Genomic DNA, 17,104 nt, shown 5'->3' on the forward strand with positions numbered 1-17,104 from the left:
CGCGGCTGCGTGGGCAGACCGAAATGCCGACGGCTTGATCGAGGAGCTCCGAGAAGGGCTGCCTCTCCCGCGTCAGATCTCGATCATCCCCCGTTCATCGCGCCGATCCACGCCAACCTGTTCGACTTAAGGCGGTAAACGGACATCGGGCCTTCCGGCCGTAAGAACTGGTTAGGACGGACTTTCCACCACCCCATCCAGCTCGAACGGGCGGGCCTCCACCAGAACGATCAAGCGCGTCCATGACGTGACGGCAATGCAAACCGCGCCCAGGCAAGCGAAGAGCTCACGCCAAGCCAACGAAGGCACCCCGATCTGGGACCCGGCGAACACCACATGATAGCCGGCAACGGCGGCGGGAATAGCAAATGCCGTCGCGATGGCTATGCGCAAGGTCAAGGACCGAGTAATGGCGACGGCGGCCTGACCGAAGGCAAGCGTCAACGCGCCACCGGCCGTTCCGGCAAGCAGCGCACCGACCACGCCGGCACCATTCTGAAACGCTGTCATCCCGATACTGAGTGCGACGAAAAACGGCAAGGCGTACACAGCGAGCACAAAGATCGCCCAGCAGAACAAGCCGATGCCGAATGTGTTGAGAACAAGCCCAAGGGCAAGCATGGTGGTGGCTCCATATGCATAGATCTGACGGTCGCGCCTTCCACCACCACCACGGCGCAGTTTTTCAATCTGGAGCCGAAACGAGGCGGAGTTGCGGCGCATGCAACTCCGCTTTAGCGTCAGGAGGCGAGAAGACGGCGCTCACGCGCCGCCGAACCTCCAGACGGGAATGCCGAGGCGCTTCGCTTTGTCCACCAGGTTGTCCTGGATCCCCGTGCCCGGGAAGTGCATGACGCCGATCGGCAGGAGTTCGAGCATGGCGTCGTTGCGCTTGAACGGTGCTGCCTTGGCGTGCTTTGTCCAGTCAGGCTTGAATGCGATCTGAGGCACTCTGCGATTGGTCGCCCATTTGGAGGCGATAAGCTCCGCACCTTTGGGCGAGCCGCCATGGATTAGCACCATGTCGGAATGCTTGGCGTGGACCTTGTCGAGGCGGTCCCAGATGAGATGGTGATCATTGAAGTCGAGCCCGCCGGTGAGTGCAATCTTCGGTCCTGGCGGCAACAAGACCTCAGTTTCAGCGCGACGCTTGGCTGCGATGAAGTCGCGAGAGTCGATCATTGCTGCGGTCAGCGTGCGGTGGTTCACGAGCGATCCCGATCGAGGGCGCCAGGGCGAGCCGGTGTGCGTCTCGAAGCGTTCGATGGCCTGGTCGCGGAAGAGCTCCAGGCAGTTGCGGCGCTCGATCAAAGTGATACCTTCGGACGTCAAGCGCTCGAGTTCGACCGATCGAACCTCAGACCCATTCTGCTCGCGCTGGCTCTTTTGCTGCGCTTGTTCGTTCTCGTCGAGATGGCGTTGGATGCGGTCAACGGCGCGATCGAACAAGTTGACGGTCGACCAGAGCAGATCATTAAGGTCCGGCTCGAGCCGCGTGTCGCTCAACGTCGCGACCAGGGCGTCGAAGACATCAGCAACGGCGCCAGCGATCATCTTGCCCTCGGGAAGCGGTCGTGAGTCAGGCTGCTCGTCGAAGGGACGGTAGCCGAAGAGCTGTAGTTCAGTGAGGACATGGTCAGTTGGAGAGGAGGTGTGCGCCGCTTCGATGTCGTCGTGGTCGGTCATTGGAAGACCCTTTGCCGGTTCGGCCGCGCCCATCGCGGCCTTCGTGGCGATCACTCAGACGGCGGGCGGAGCGGGCCAGAACCCGCAAGGGCCGAAGCGGCAGCGGAGGATGGCGGAGGCCGGCTATTTTGCTTCGCGATGCAAAGCGCGCCGGTTTGATGGCTGTTGTGTCTGCTCATCGTCGGCGCGCGGCGGAAAATAGCCGGACGTAGCCATTGCCGGCCCGGTCCGGTTGCCGTTCGATCGCCCTCTAGAAGGCCGAGGTCGCGTCCTCATCCGGCAATGGCCTCGTGGTGACCGACCTATCAACGTCGATCGAAGCACCGGCCTATTCTGCGGCCACCGTCGACAAGTGCAGGAAACGGACGACGTCCTCTGGTACGAGTTGAAGCCGCAACTCTGCTCGGAGCGTCTCAAGACCAAAGATGTGCAGGTCTTCGTTGAAATCACCTAGCCGGGGCGACAGCGCGATCGCTTCAATGCCGGCGTCTGCCGCGCGCTGGCTGAGGGTCGCCAGTACGGCATCTCCGGCTGCATCGTCGTCCCGGGCGATATAGAGCCGACGCAGGCCAGCCGGCAGCACCATGGCCGAAAGGTGATTTGCGGAAAGAGCAGCCGCCATAGGCATAGTCGGCAGCACGCAGCGCAATGACAGCATGGTCTCGATCCCCTCGCCCGCGGCGAGCACGTCGTCCGCTACGCCGAAGCGAACGGCGTTGCCGAGCAGGTCGCCCATGGCCCGTCGTGGCGTGTCGATGGGAGCCTTGCCGAGACGAATGCGATCAAAGCCGTCTGGGTCGAGCCAAGTTCGGTGCACGCCGGTGATCCGCCCCTCGAGGTCCGTGACGCCGGCAATCATCGCCGGCCAGGTTTCGGTCGGCGAATGTTCATTCGGTCGATAGTAGCAACGAGGGTGGAAGCGCAGGCTGCCACCATGGTAGATGCGGGCTATGCCGCGGCGCTGCAAATACGTCTCGGCTACCGTCCCCTCGATCGGGCTGGATATCGCAAAGAGCCGACGCGCGGCTTGCTGCGATCCGGCGGGCACCACCGAACGAACAGGTTTCGAGACCAGCTGCGGCTCAGGACGAGGCAGCTTCAGAAACCGCCTCGCTTCCCCGGTGACCTCGCTGAAATCGCGCAAACCCCGGCATTCGCGGATGATGTCGAGGAGGTCACCATGTTCGCCGGTCGCAGCGTCAGTCCACTTGCCGGCGGGGCCCTTCGATGATTCCTGAAGCCGCACGAACATCGAGCGGCCCGGCGTGTTGCGGACGTCTCCGACCACCCAGTATCGCCCCGCCCGCTTACCATTGGAGAGATAGTATCGGCACACGGCCTCGGCCTCGCGCGCGAGGCGGCGTGCCAGTTCGGCGGTGTCGGGGAACATCACGCGACTTCCCGCTCACTGACGCGCGCGACCGGATAGGTGTCGAGTACCTTTGTCAGAATCCCGATGCCGCTTGCGTCCGTGGGCACGAACATCCGCAGCTTCCAGGAGATGATCTCTCCAAAAAGACCGTAAGCGCGGAGGCGATCACGCATCGTGTCGTTGAATCCCGACAGCTCGATGCGGCATGCGCCCATCACCCGGGCGCGGCGAAGCTGGAGCCCCTCCGCGAGGTCGAGGACGGTACGTCCCTCCATCACCGCGGCAAAGGCAGCGTCCGGCGACAGCGTGGGCGCGTCCGCCGAGATGGCGTTCGCGACCCACGCGACAGAAACCTTGCGGCCAATGACGCGTTCGCCCGCGTCGGTCTGGAGCCGATAAACACGAGTCGATTCGTTCGGCAACCGTTTCCAGATCGGTAGCAGCAATCCCGCAACGACGTGGATCGCGCTTTCCGTGAACTCAGGCACCTCGGCAAGCTCAGCCATCCAGGCCGCGGCAAAACCTTCGCGATCCGCTTCGACCCAATGGCTCTCCAGCATCATGTTCAAGGGGACGTGGTGCTGCTCCATAGGCCGGATCAGGCGGACGCGGCGCTCGATCTCGCCGTCGTCGAGCATGATGCTCGAGGCCGGAACCTGCACGGCGGCCCGACCCGAGCGCTCGTTGATCAGCAGGACCGCATGATCGGAAAGACGAGCAAGGGCGTCGTCCAAACCAACAGGATGGTTACGCTGGCGCTGGACGATGGTGAGTAGCCGCGTCTCGGCGCCTGTGCGCGGATGGACATAGATCGTTCGCCGTTCGCTGACGACAAAGCTTTCGGCGCGGAGCGTTTCCAGCCCGAGGTCATAGGTGCCCGACGCAACAGCGCCCTCGATCCGAGCGGTCAAGAGCTGCTCGAAGGCAGTGAACAGGACATTCTGCAGGTCGATGGTGAGCGCCAACAACCTGTTCAGGAAAGTCGTGATTGGCGGCAGGTCGTCCCTGAGCCCATTGGCATCTGTCAGCTTCAGGCCGGTTGCATCCTCGAACTTCTCGAGCGAGCAGCTGCCGACCTTGCCTCGCACCAGCAGCATGTAGAGTTGACGCAAAGCATCGCGCCCGTACTGACTTTCGAGATTGTCCTCGGGCCGGAACAGCCCCTGCCCTCCGGTCTGGCGCTGGCCGCGCGTGATGGCCCCCAATGTGTCGAGCCGCCGGGCAATGGTGCTGAGAAAGCGCTTTTCGGCCTTTACGTCGGTCGCGATGGGCCGGAACAGGGGCGGCTGTGCCTGGTGGGTACGGTTGGTCCGGCCGAGCCCCTGGATCGCAGCATCCGCCTTCCATCCGGGCTCGAACAGGTAATGAACCCGCAAGCGGCGATTCCGGGCCGAGAGTTCGGCGTGGTAGCTCCTGCCCGTGCCGCCTGCGTCGGAGAACACGAGGATGCGCTTGACGTCGTCCATGAAGACCGAGGTCTCAGCGAGATTGACCGAACCGGCGCGGTTTTCGACCACCAGGCGGTCGCCCCTGCGGACGACGCGGCGCGAGCGGCCGGTCACTTCGGCGACCATGTCGGTGCCGAAGCGCTGGACGATTTGATCCAGCGGGCCAGGTACCGGAGGCAGCGAGGCTAGTTTGTCGATGAGGCGGTCGCGCCGCGCGACGGCTTCCCGGCTCTCGACCGGCTGGCCGTCGCGATAGACAGGCCGGGAGCAGAGATTGCCTTCGGAGTCGGTGAAGGGCTCATAGAGCTGGACCGGGAAGGAATGGGCGAGATAGTCGAGCACATACTCGCGCGGGGTGATATCGACCTGGACGTCGCCCCAGTCTTCGGTCGGGATCTCGGCGAGCCGGCGCTCCATCAGCGCTTCGCCCGTTGAGACAATCTGGATGACAGCGGCATGGCCGGCGTCGAGATCGCGGTCGATCGATCGGATGAGCGACGGCGTCTTCATCGAGGTCAGCAGATGGCTGAAGAAGCGCTGTTTGGTGCTCTCGAAGGCGGATCGCGCCGCGGATTTTGCCTGCCCGTTCAGCGTTCCGGTTTCGCCGGTAATGTTGGCCGCCCGCATCGCGGCGTCGAGATTGTTGTGAATGATGCTGAACGCACCGGCATAGGCGTCGTAAATGCGAACCTGCTCCGGCGTAAGCTGGTGCTCCACCAAGTCGTACTCGACGCCCTCGTAAGACAGCGAGCGGGCCGCGTAGAGTCCGAGCGCCTTGAGGTCGCGCGCCAGCACCTCCATGGCCGCGACGCCGCCCTCCTCGATTGCTTCGACGAACTCGGCGCGGGTGGCGAACGGAAAGTCGGCGCCGCCCCAAAGGCCGAGGCGTTGGGCATAAGCGAGGTTATGAACCGTGGTGGCGCCCGTCGCCGACACATAAACCACGCGTGCATTCGGCAAGGCATGCTGAAGCCTCAAGCCCGCGCGCCCCTGCTGAGAGGCCGCCTGATCGCCGCGCTCGCCCTTGCCCCCGACCGCATTCTGCATGGCGTGGCTCTCGTCGAAGATGATCACTCCGTCGAAGTCCGAGCCCAACCATTCGACGATCTGCCTGACGCGCGAAAGCTTTCCGCCACGCTCGTCGGTCCGTAGCGTGGCGTAGGTGGTAAATAGGACGCCTTCCGAAAGCCGGATCGGGGTACCCTGACGAAACCGCGACAGAGGCGTAACAAGCAGCCGCTCCATGCCGAGCGCGGACCAATCGCGCTGCGCGTCCTCGATCAGCTTGTCGGACTTGCTGATCCAGACCGCACGACGACGGCCCTTGAGCCAGTTGTCGAGCAGGATCCCCGCGACCTGCCGCCCCTTGCCCGCGCCAGTGCCATCACCCAAGAACCAGCCGCGACGAAAGCGGACGGCATCCTCTGCGTCGTCGCGCGCGGCGGCCACAACATCAAACGTCGCGTCGACCGTCCAGAAGCCCGCTAGAAACTCGGAATGCGCCTCACCGGCATAGATCACCCTCTCCAGCTGAGCATCCGACAGAACACCGTCGTTCATGACATTGGCCGGCAGGTGCGGACAATAGGATGGCTTCGGTGGCGCAACGGACGCCATCGCCGCAGACTGCACGAGCTTGGTCGGATGTGCGCACGATCCGGGAATGCGGATCGACTGTAGTCCGTATTCCTCATAAAGCGCATCGGTCAGCCGGGCGCCTTCCGGCGCGGACCATTCGACCGTCTCATAGATCAGTTCTGTGCTTACTGGCGCGGCGTCTCTCGAAGTGGACGATATGCGTGGTGCAACGGCGCTGACCGATCGCGACATCGTAGGCCGCCCGATAACAACGATCTCCGATGGCGTGGCGACGGGCCGCCTTGGAGGCACATGCAGATTCACCCAGCCAAGCAAGGTAGCGACATCGGCCGCCATGCCTGGCGAGGCAGGAAAAGCCGTCGGATCGGCAGCGGGCAGCTTGTCGATCACAAGCAGCCTTGTGTCCGTCTGAGTACCGTGCTTGGCGTAAACGGCGCCATCGACGGCGGCGGAAAACACCACGCGCCCGCGTTCCTGGAGGCGAACAAAGGCATCTCGCCATGTCGGGTTATCCGGCGCGAAGCTTGCACCAGCGATGGCGACGAGGCGCCCACCGTCGCAGAGACGCGCGAGCGCTGAAGTGATGTGACCGAGAGCCGCATCCGTCATCCGTCGATCGACATTCGCGACCGCGGAGAACGGCGGGTTCATTAGGACGACGCTTGGTACGACACCCGCATCGAGGTGATCATCGATCTGAGCTGCGTCAAACCGCGTGACTTTAACGTTGGCGAAGAGCTGCTCGAGCAACCCCGCCCGGGTATGGGCCAACTCGTTCAACACCAAGGCACCCCCGGCGAGCTCTGCAAAGACCGCGAGCAAGCCCGTCCCCGCGGAAGGCTCCAGAACGCGATCGGCAGGAGTAATGCCGGCTGCCGTGCATGCGACCAGTCCGAGCGGGATCGGCGTCGAGAATTGCTGAAATGCCTGGCTGTCCTCCGACCGCCGCGTATGTGTCGGCAGAAGGCCAGCCACTCGCACGATCATCGGCAGCATGGCGGCCGTCGAGCCAGCCTTGGCACGCATCGCCGGGCCGAACTTGCGAAGGAACAGAACAGTTACCGCCTCGCAGACGTCATAGGCGGTCTTCCAGTTCCAGGCGCCGGCCGCGTCGGAGGCGCCGAAGGCAGCCTCCATGGCGCTACGCAGAACAGCTGCATCGATGCGCCGGCCGCGTTCGAGTTCGGTCAGCAGCTGTCGCGTGGCCCTGACGGCGGCGGAGGTAAGACTTGCAGCAGCACGCATCGAGAGCGGCGCGGCGACAGCGCCAGCAAGAGATTCGGTCATGGCAGGATTTCTTTCGGAGAGCAGGAACGGGTCGAACCATCAGGCGCTCTCCTTTGACCCCGACGGCTCAAACCCTTCCCGGCCCGACTCTCACTCTCAGCCGTTCCCCATAAAAATGGGGACCAGCGCTGCGCACCGGTCCCCAAGCAACCGCGCGACGGCCGGAGCCGTCCCGCTCTGTGATTTCACTCAGCCGCGTCGAGCTGCTGCGGATCTTCCTCGCCGCCGTTCTCCGGATCCTCGTCGTCGGCAAGGAATTCGGGCAGTGTGCCCGCCTCACCTTCCGGATCCACCGAAGACGGGCCGGGATCGACGAGACGCAGCGGCTCCGGTAACCAGCCCGAGCCATCCAGAAGGCGCTCGGCCTCCTTGGCCATATCGCCCTTCTTCAGATGATCGATCAGTTGCGCCGACGACTCGCCCTTGGCTTCCCGCACCGCCTCCAGAATATGGGGCTTGGTGACCCGGCCGAAATAGTTGGCGATGGTCGGTCGCCAGCCAGCCTGCACCATGTCAAGCCCGACCGCGCGCGCCAGCACATCAGCCTGGTCAAGACGCTTGCTGACACCGTGAGCGGAGACACGGCCCTGATTGTAGCGGTTGGCCGGTTCATAGACGGCGTTGACCGCGAATGACGCGCAGTGGGCGAACAGCGATGCCTGTGCACCACCATCGAGAGCCGTCAGTGCATCCCAGAGGTCGTTCTCGCTCTTCGGCAACCGTGCCTTCCAGGCCTCATGCCGCGCCTCGACAGCCTTGGCTGAGACGCTTTCTCGCAGCCCCGGAGCTTGAGCGGGAAAATTCGGCGTGCGAAGGCCGATCTCAAGACAGCTCCCGGACGATGCAAACCGGTAAAAGGCCGTCAGGACGAAGTTATGCAGCACTGCCTGGAACGCGACCGCAGGATTTTCGGCGAGCGCATCCCGCAATGCCAACGTACGATGCGCCGTCAGCTCGATGATCAGCCGATCCGGCAGAGGTCTGGCCGCGTCCTCGTCGTCTTCTTCAGCATCAGGGGCACTGCCCGAGACCGCGATGACCGTGCGCTGGACGGAAGAGCCCTCTTCTTGGCCTTCGGTCGACGACGCATCGACGCCCCGCACGACGTCACAATCGGTTGCCGGCACCTCATCCTCTGGCCGGACGTAACCCCGGTCCACCGAGAGGCGTCCTTCGGAATCGATGCTGATGAAGACACCCGCTCGGGCGATCTCCGTCGGTTCGTAAAGCATCGGCCGGTCTTCGAATGCCGCCAGTGCCACCTCGATTTCGCCGAGACGCTGATCGACCTCGTCGGGCAACTCGTCCGCATCCTGATAATCGGCTTCAAGCTTGGCTTGCTCGATATTCAGGGCATCGATAGTGGCCTGCGCCTCAGGCGCGAGATCCACAGGTTTTCCTTCGATTTCTCGTAGGCCTTGAGTGTGACCGTACGGGAACTCTACGGCTATTGAGATCCACTTCCAGCCTTCGGCGGCTATGGTCTCAGCTTCGGCCTTGAGCTTTTCGGTTACGAGGCGGTCGAGCAACACGGCGTCCTGGAGCCAGCCGCCGCCGTCGGGCTCGAACAGGTCCCGCAGAACGCCGCCACCCGCGTGCTGATAGGCATCGAGGCCCACAAACTGGGCCCGGCGATCGGACCCGCGTACGGTATTCTCGGTGAGCTTGCGGCGGATCTGGTATGGCTCGTCATAACCGGAACGGCTGACGTTCTCCCAGACTTGCTCCTGGCGGGCGTGGTCGGCCGTGACCGAAAACGCCATGAGCTGCTCGAGCGTCATGCCGTCTTCGGCATAGACGTCATGCAGCTTCGGCGACACCGACGCCAGCCGCAGCCGCTGCTTCACGATCGCAGGGTTCACGAAGTGCCGGGCGGCAATGTCTTCCTCGCTCATGCCGAGATCGCGGAGGGTCTGGAAAGCCCGAAACTGATCGAGCGGATGCAGACCACCCGCTCATCGTTCTCCGCCACCGAATCGTCCGCGGCAATGCCCCCTTCACGCACGACGCACGGCACCGCCTGCGTTTTTGACATGCGTTTTTGTTTCACCAGGACCTCGAGAGCGCGATAGCGCCTGCCGCCCGCTGGCACCTCGAACATGCGGGTCTCGTTGCCATCTGCATCAACAACGGCCCGGACACTCAGACTTTGCAGAAGCGTACGCTGCGCGATGCTCTCGGCTAGCTGCTCGATCGAGACACCGGCCTTGACGCGGCGAACGTTCGACTGGCTGAGCACGAGCTTGTTGAAGGGGATGTCCCGGGAAGGCGACAGCGTGATCTTTTGTACGGCTTTCGTCATTTTGGCTCTCCACGACGGGCGGCCGTGAGACTCTCTCTCGGCTTCCAACCCGTCGCGAACAGCCTCCCCTCCTCTCACTCTCGCGCGGCCACACGAGGCGAAGCATCACGCCGCATCGTGATCGGCGACAACCGAGTCCAGCACCGCGGGCTCAATGGACCCGGGAACGAAGCCGAGCAAATAATCGGCGGCCTTGCTTGCCTGTGAGGCGGCACGCACGATGGCCCTGATGTCTTCGCGCAGGACTTCAAGCCAGAAGCCGATATAATCGGCATGACGCACGGTCGGGACGATCCCGAGCGACGCGCAGCTGAACGCGGAACTCAACTCGGCGACCAGCTCTTCGAAGGCATATTTCTTGGTACCGTAGGATCCGCTCTGGTCCCGATTAAGACGCGAGAGGTGCCCGGTCGCATGACCGAGTTCATGCAAGGCGGTACGGTGCCAGTTGATGGGTTCGAAATAGGCCTGCGGCGGCGGGACCTGAACGTAGTCTTCGGCCGTTGCGTAGAACGCGCGATCTCCACCAATCCGAAATGGAATTCCGCTGGCCTTGATCAGGGCGTCGACCGTGGGTTTGATGAGGCCAGCCGGCGGTGGCGGCGCAGCGGTGGCAATACCATCAGGCAGATCTTCGCACTGATCCGTGTTGAAAACGGTAAATCGTTTGAGGAATGGAATTGCCTGCGCGTCTTCGCCGGTTTCGGCGGCGTGTCGCTTTTCGTCATTCGGCACGAAACGATCAGCGTACACGACTGTGGTGCCGCGCTCTCCTTTGCGAACGTGGCCGCCGAGCGAGAGGGCCTGACGAAAGGTGAGCCAACTTTGACCGGCAAATCCGCGTTCGATCACGGCTCCCCAGAGGATGAGGATGTTAACGCCACTGTATTGCCGGTTGGTCGACGCGTTTTTCGGCAGGGCCAGTGGCGCTTTCGCCGCGGCTGTACCCCAGGGCTGAACCCAGGGGACACGGCCGGCCTCGAGCTCGGCAATGATCCTGTCGGTGATTTCGCTATAGAGGTTCGCCCGGTCCTGGCCGGCGCGCGCGCAAGCAATAGGGTTTGACATCGCGGGTCTCCGCGACGGGCACCGCGAGCCTCTCTCGCAGCTTGTAACCCGTCACGGAAAAACCAGCCTGCACTCTTACTCTCAGCCCTTGCGCCATCTACCGAGGGCCGCAGGCCCGATCAGGCGTGCGCCCAAGGACGCATCGCCTCAACGGAAAATGGGCCCCGGAGAGCGTGAGCATAGCGACCCGAAGAGGCACGCGGGTCCGAGTGCAGCGACGAGACCGGTTCAATAGCGGCACCCGGGAACGGGGCAGTGATAGCGATCGCCGCAGGCGAGCCCCTTTCCCGAGTGCCCCCGGCGAGGAGCACCAAAGCCCTAGCGCGAGGGATCGAAGCCGCAAGGCCGAGACGCTGCGCGCCTCGGTTCACGAGAGCCCGGTGCGGCTCTTGCCGCACGCGCCAAAACCTGAGCGAACAGGATGCAGGCAATGATCCGAGAACCGCCGGGCATTTTCACAGAGGTCTTACCATTGTCGAAGAGAGGTCTGCGGGCGGAGCGAAAGCGAAGACCCACTGGCGGACGCGGCGAAAGAGGCACCCGCAGGAGGATCAGCATAGCGCCGACGCGCAGCGGCGGGACCCGGGATCGAGTGCCGTCGCGAGACCGGTTAAGAAGGCACCCGACCCGAGGGCAGCGATAGCGACGCCATGCAATGACTGCGGGCCCGAGGGCGAGTGCCTCCGGCGAGCCACTCAATGCGGCTTCACGTCAGCTTGGTATCAATTTTTATTTTGTGATAACGTCTCACTCGCGCGCATGTCTGTCCACACATCGGCAAGCCAAGGGCAGCAGTCGTAGGACTTCGATGTGTATTGATCGCGCGCCCGCTTCAGTCCGGAGCTACGACGCTCGGCGTGTCCGCCCGGATTGAGTGCATGAATGCAGCCGGATCGACTTTCTTTCGCGCGGCCCATTCAACGACGGTAGGTGGCCGGTACTCACTCGATTGACGCCAGCGATTAAACACGGAGGCATCGATGGTCTCGTTGACTGTCGTGTGGATGCCGCCCTCAAGCGTTTTCGGCTCTCCGCCCAGCTCGCGGTAAGACCGTGAATACACTTTCGAGTACATGCCTTTGGCAAACTCCCTGTAGGAGTCCGATATGGGAGCAGTGAGCAGATCGCCGTCAATCTCGACATCCTGACGGAATGCCAGACCATGGCCCGACGCCTTCTTCATCATCCAACGCAGGGGAGCTTGCGCAAGGATATCGCTTTCGCACCCGCCGCCAATATTGGCGTGGGCCCCGGCGAACCATCTCTGCTCCACGCTCTCAATAGCGCGCGGCTTGGCCACGACCGCACCTGGTTCGAGGGGCTTTCGCACCGTCCAAAGCGTGGGCGCGAAGTCCTTCCGGTGCTCATCGATGGCGAGGGCGTGATAGCCATTGTCGATCGATATGCGGAGCCCTGTGTGCAGAAAGCCAAAGGTTGACCTGCTGATGCCCTCGAAGCTGAAAAGCGGAACTCCCACGGTCCCGACGGTATCCCAAACGCCGACCATTTTGATGTGAACGGGCTGCGAATACTTCATGAGCCACCGCTCCTCCAGCGTGGCGTCATTGAGGGTACCGGCGTCCCGAAGCTCCAGAAGCTTCCAAAGCGTCCGGTCATCCGAGCGCTTGTAACGCGCGAACAGCTGGCCTGTGCCCAAGGGCGACCCTGGCCTCAGCAATCCGTGCTTAGCAACGAGACCCGCTACGCTTCGAGCTGTATACGCTCCGCGGCTGAAGCCGAAGACGAAGATGTCATCGCCCTCGTCATAGTTGTCCATCAGCCACTCGTAGGCCTCCCGGACGTTGTCACTTAGCCCTTTGCCGACGGTACCGCCCCAGAATCCGTTGACGCCTATATCGTAATAGACGCGCTGTTCTTCGCCTTGCGTTCCCGCGCGGGCGCAAAGAGATTTCATACGCCAGACATTCGTATTGCTGCCAACAGCGTTCCAGGTGCCGTCAAGGAAGACGAGCAGGCGCTTTTTGGCCGGCGCTGCAGTGACCGTCGGAGCTGAAACTGACATTTCAAACCACCTTGCTAAATGCCAGCAAGCTATCCGATTCGCGCCGTGGTCGCCAGGGCGGACGGCTTCATCTCCAAGTTGCCAACAGTACGGAGCTCTCCCGGTTCTTTCGGCGCTATACTCCGGACATGCAAGCCGCCGCGCAAGAGCGTACCGATTTCGACAGACAACGAAGAACTGACGAAAGCCCAGGAAGAGGCCGAAGCCACTCGTTTGAGCAATCTCGGAGTTTTGGGTGACATCAGTCGCTGCTGGGGCCGGAAGTACACCCGCAGAGACTCGGGCAGGCGCCCCCATCTACCAACCGCAAGGCGCGTTCTGGTATCAGAACAGAAGCGCATTTGTTTTTAGCGGATTTCTCTCGTTCGGTCAGCAGTCCATTCTGGACGAAGTCGGCTGAACGGCGCGCTTGGACATCGGCTTTTTTGCTTGCCGCCGTTTTTGATATCTGCCCCTAATCTGTTGGTGACCAGGTCAGGTCCGAGCCGAGTGCATGGGCACCGATTACCGATTGCCGTCTAGGGCAGCGCAAACTTTCTGATCTATGTTCACTCCTGACTGATAAGCTTTCGTATGAAACCTTATCAGTCGGCGAATTGACTCCAATTGTACGAATTCCATGTCGGACCTTAAGCAAGCTCTAAAGGTCCTGCCGCTAGGAGACGAAATCTACGCCGGCGAGTGAGCGAACAACATTGAAGGCACAGAGCGGAGGCGTTTTGATCGATCCTCGACCATAAATGGCATAGCTCGCAGAGGAGCTTACCGTTTGGCCCATTTTCTGATCGCATCAAAAATTTGAGGCGTTATCCGCAGGCCACGATTGACGAAATCACCGGTCGTGTGGATCGCGACGACGTAGCGCTCCTTCGTCTTCTCATCGAACAGGTAGATCGGACTGCCGCTTTGCCCCGCCTCGGTATCGACCATGTACTCGACAAATTCCGGGCTCCACTTGCTTATGCGCCCGGCGTTGTACCAGAGCGTCCCGTAAGGCTTGTCAGCCTCCATCGGATATCCGGCATTGTTGACGAACAGCAGTTTGACCCCCGCCTCCTCTGCCGCGGTGTAAGCCTTCAAGCCAAAATATCCCAGCCGTTCGCCGAGCGGTTGTTCCGAGACATCGCATTCGGAATCGGTCAGGTCGATGGCGGCATAGTCCAATGTTGCGGCCTGCATCTGATTCGCCGTCTTCTCCGTCCAAACGTCGGGAAGCTGAAACTTGCCGGAAACGACGTACCCATACGGCGCAAGGGTTCCATTCCGACCGGGCAAGACGCGAACGCGCACCGCCATGCGAGGGTTTTTCCAGCCGTTGGAGCGGCGGTCCACTAGAACGTGGGCCGCAGTGACGATCGTCTGCGGTCCGACGAAGAAGCCCGTGCCGCAGCCGACCGGGCCCCGCTCATACTCGACCTCGAGATGGCAAATGCAGCGCCAGGGAGTGAGGGCCGTGTCGGCGACGCGCGTGCGATTGTCGGCGCCGATGACGTTTTCCGGCTTTGCGGCCGGAAAGCCAAGTCCGACCTGGACCTGGCCGCCTTCCGAAAAGAAGCCGCCGTCCGGCTGTGAAGCGACGATCGTCGCGCCGGAAACGCGCTTGGTGCCGAAGCCGGCGGTCACGGCCCTGAACATGTTGAAGCCCGGCACGCTCTCCGGCGATCCGCCGCCATTGGTCTCGCCCATGAAGCTTTCCAGCTTGAGCGGATCTTTCTCTGCGACGGCGGTATCGACCTTGGCCTTCGCAGCAATCGGCGGCGCCGGCGCCTTGCCCTTTCGCGCAGAACGCTTCGCAGAAGCCTTTGCTCTTGTTTTGCGGGCCATCAGGTTTCTCCGAGATAGTCGGCCACCGACATGCGCCGATAGCCCGATGGGACCGCCGTCTCGGCACCCGCCCGGACGATCCTGATTGGCCTCGCCGGTGCGCTCTCGGTGCGTCCGCGGTTCGTTGCAATCTGCTCCCAATCGTACTCGAACAGGTCGGCGAAAAACTTGTTCGCTTCGCGGTGCCAGATCACGAGGCTCGCGTCGCGGTTCGGGCCCGTGCCGGCTGCCGTCCAGTTCTGCGAGCCGAGCACCGCGATTTCGTTGTCGATGACGACGCCCTTGGTGTGGCATGTTTCGAAATAGCGCAGATGATCCTTGCCGGTCTTGATTCCGAACTTCTTCAGGCGCCGGATCGTCTCTCTCTCGCTGCCCATGATGTTGCGGAAGATGATGCGGACGTCGAGACCGTCGCGCTGCTTCTGCCGGACCGCCTTAGCGATTTCGAGGAAGTGCTCGGGGGTGTCGTCAATCTCGCTCCACAGCGAGAACGATTGATTTTGGATCAGCACACGCTCTTGCGCCTGCGAGATGAGATCGAGGATCACTTCCGGATAATTGTCGGGGGTCAGCAGCGGCTGAACCTTGATCCGGCCGCTGAGCACCTTCGGTGCAAACGCCTTGAAGCGCGCGGGCCGCCGCGGCCGCTCCAAGAGCTCCTCGGGAATCAGCAGCGTCGGTAGCGGCGGCGCCGGCGATTCCGTCCGCGCCGCTTCGCTGTTGTCGGCAAAGTCCTGTTCAAGGTGATTGCGTAATGTCGCGGCAAGACCGGCGTGCTCGACGAGCGCGTGCCATTCCCGATTGTAGTCGCCGACGTCGTTCCAATTTATGTCGCCGACCTCCTTGTCGATTGCTGGCTGATTGGACGATTGCCAGTTGCCGCTGGAAAGCCAGAACGCCTTGTCGATGAGGTTGTCCGCCGGACCATCGCTCCAGACCGCGACCTTGATGTGATAGGCGGTCGGAAACAGGCCCTGCGCGGTCAGCGATGCCGGCGCCCACTTGAAGCGGCTGCCGGCGATGCTCTCGAGCGCCGCGAGCGTGGTGCCTTCGGGAATGTCGTGCTCCTTGGTGCCGCTGCCGGTGTCGTCCGGCGGATCGGCATCGCCGCGCTGACGATCCAGCGTCAGGGTGATCCGGGTGCCGCTCCGGCGCGCGACCTCCTCGATGGCCTCGACCACATGCGGCGCCGTCATGTGATACATGCCCATGGTGAGCTGCTTGAACGGGTTCTGGGTCAGGAACCGGCCAAGCACCGACCACCCCATTTCCGGGCTAACATGCAGCGTGATCTTCATGTCGTCGGTCACCGGCTTCAGTTTGAAGCGCGGCTTGCTCAGATCGCGACGATAGCCCGCGCGACGCCCGCTGAACGCCTCGCGCTGGAAGCCCAGCAGCTCCTCGGCGACGGTGCCGGGGTCGGCTGTCTCGACCTCGATCGCCACGCCGTTGATCTGCGGCGGCAGGCCGTGGGCGGCTGGATCGACCGATGTGTCCGGCCGAATGCCGACTATGACGCCCAGATCGTCGGTGACAACACCATCGCGAAACAGATAGTCGGCCCTCACGGACAGAATCGCGCTGTCGCCGGCCAGGTGCTTGCGCACCGTTTCCGCAGCAGCTTCTGCCGAGGCGCGATCCGACTTCACTGTTGTCGCCGTTGACGTCGTCGTGGCCGCCGCGGTCGTGGCCGTGGTCGGAGAAACCGGCAGACCCAGTCGCACGCTGATCTCAAGCGGAACGACGATCTTCAGAGCGCCGTCGGCTTGCGGCTCCGCCTGCAACACAAGCCCCGCGTCCGCGCCTCGCGTCGGCGCGCGGGAGGCGGCGGACGCCAGGTCGAGCAGCGGTGCGCGTGGTGCAACGATCCCCGGCTGCCAGGGCCTTTCGCGCATGACCCGCAGGATTTCGGTCGCAGGAACGGCGTAATTGGCGCGAAACATCGAGCCGCTGTAGTGCAGACCGAGCGCGCCGCCCGTCTCGATGTCCAGCACGACGGAACCGGAATTGCCCGGCAGCGTCGAGCAATCGTGACGCAATCCCCACGCATGCGGCTCGTTCAACCGTCCGGGCGCCAGGCGCTTCTTGCCGAACACCCGGCCGAACAGACGAATGAACTTTTCCGCATCGTATGATTTCGAATCGTCGCCCGGATAGCCGACGACCGCGACCTTCCGGCCGGGAACGGCCGCTTCAGGCGCAAGCCGGATCGGCCCCGACAGACGGTCCTCCCCCCTTCTTGCAGCGACCCGCAGCAGGGCCATGTCCAGAACCTCGTTCTCGGAAATCCAGATCACCTCGGTGATCGCGAACTCGCGCGGATTGCCCTCGACGATCTCCTCGCGGAAATCGATGCGTGCGGATTGTGGTCGGGAAAAATCGATCGTGCCGCGGCGGAACTTGAAGCCGGTGCCGGACCGTTGTGCGAATTCGCGTCCGACGTGCGCGTTGGTGATGACGATGTCGCTGCCGAGATCGTTGGCGAGAACCCAGCC

8 protein-coding genes and 1 pseudogene are annotated in these 17,104 nt (G+C 62.8%); all 9 read right to left on the minus strand.

Going from position 1 to position 17,104, the window contains the following annotated elements; translation table 11 throughout:
* Nucleotides 1-171 precede the first annotated feature (171 nt).
* The gene (locus I6F17_RS03855; protein WP_225123858.1) at nucleotides 172-723 is read right to left on the minus strand and encodes a hypothetical protein; all 552 of its coding nucleotides are present in this window, start codon (nucleotides 721-723) and stop codon (nucleotides 172-174) included.
* A gap of 39 nt (nucleotides 724-762) precedes the next feature.
* Nucleotides 763-1,686 (minus strand): DUF2493 domain-containing protein, encoded by a 924-nt coding sequence (locus I6F17_RS03860; protein ID WP_225123857.1) that lies wholly within the window; start codon nucleotides 1,684-1,686, stop codon nucleotides 763-765.
* Nucleotides 1,687-2,014: 328 nt separating this feature from the next.
* The gene (locus tag I6F17_RS03865; protein ID WP_225123856.1) at nucleotides 2,015-3,076 is read right to left on the minus strand and encodes a toprim domain-containing protein; all 1,062 of its coding nucleotides are present in this window, start codon (nucleotides 3,074-3,076) and stop codon (nucleotides 2,015-2,017) included.
* Nucleotides 3,076-7,392 (minus strand): strawberry notch-like NTP hydrolase domain-containing protein, encoded by a 4,317-nt coding sequence (locus tag I6F17_RS03870; RefSeq protein ID WP_225123855.1) that lies wholly within the window; start codon nucleotides 7,390-7,392, stop codon nucleotides 3,076-3,078. The genes I6F17_RS03865 and I6F17_RS03870 overlap by 1 nt, the downstream gene beginning before the upstream one ends.
* Nucleotides 7,393-7,577: 185 nt before the next feature.
* Nucleotides 7,578-9,694 (minus strand): annotated as a pseudogene (locus tag I6F17_RS03875) (ParB/RepB/Spo0J family partition protein).
* Between the two features lie 105 nt (nucleotides 9,695-9,799).
* A complete protein-coding gene (locus tag I6F17_RS03880) occupies nucleotides 9,800-10,762 on the minus strand; it encodes a zincin-like metallopeptidase domain-containing protein (RefSeq protein ID WP_225123854.1) in 963 nt (320 codons plus the stop codon).
* Between the two features lie 832 nt (nucleotides 10,763-11,594).
* Nucleotides 11,595-12,785, minus strand: a complete 1,191-nt coding sequence (locus tag I6F17_RS03885) for a DUF2235 domain-containing protein (RefSeq protein ID WP_225123853.1) — start codon at nucleotides 12,783-12,785, stop codon at nucleotides 11,595-11,597.
* 762 nt (nucleotides 12,786-13,547) lie between these two features.
* Entirely contained in the window at nucleotides 13,548-14,609 is a 1,062-nt protein-coding gene (locus I6F17_RS03890) for a trypsin-like peptidase domain-containing protein (RefSeq protein WP_225123852.1), read from the minus strand.
* The coding region (locus I6F17_RS03895; protein ID WP_225190402.1) for a phospholipase D-like domain-containing protein at nucleotides 14,609-17,104 on the minus strand (2,496 nt) is incomplete at its 5' end. The genes I6F17_RS03890 and I6F17_RS03895, both read right to left, overlap by 1 nt.

It is taken from the genome of Bradyrhizobium sp. NBAIM18 (assembly GCF_020193825.1).
GTDB classification, from domain to species: Bacteria; Pseudomonadota; Alphaproteobacteria; order Rhizobiales; family Xanthobacteraceae; genus Bradyrhizobium; species Bradyrhizobium yuanmingense.

What these genes read in the sequence shown, in the direction of transcription:
- I6F17_RS03860 (WP_225123857.1), bottom strand. Translation starts at nt 1,686, where the DNA reads ATGACCGACCACGACGACATCGAAGCGGCGCACACCTCCTCTCCAACT.
- I6F17_RS03890 (WP_225123852.1), bottom strand. Translation starts at nt 14,609, where the DNA reads ATGGCCCGCAAAACAAGAGCAAAGGCTTCTGCGAAGCGTTCTGCGCGA.
- I6F17_RS03855 (WP_225123858.1), bottom strand. Translation starts at nt 723, where the DNA reads ATGCGCCGCAACTCCGCCTCGTTTCGGCTCCAGATTGAAAAACTGCGC.
- I6F17_RS03865 (WP_225123856.1), bottom strand. Translation starts at nt 3,076, where the DNA reads ATGTTCCCCGACACCGCCGAACTGGCACGCCGCCTCGCGCGCGAGGCC.
- I6F17_RS03885 (WP_225123853.1), bottom strand. Translation starts at nt 12,785, where the DNA reads ATGTCAGTTTCAGCTCCGACGGTCACTGCAGCGCCGGCCAAAAAGCGC.
- I6F17_RS03870 (WP_225123855.1), bottom strand. Translation starts at nt 7,392, where the DNA reads ATGACCGAATCTCTTGCTGGCGCTGTCGCCGCGCCGCTCTCGATGCGT.
- I6F17_RS03880 (WP_225123854.1), bottom strand. Translation starts at nt 10,762, where the DNA reads ATGTCAAACCCTATTGCTTGCGCGCGCGCCGGCCAGGACCGGGCGAAC.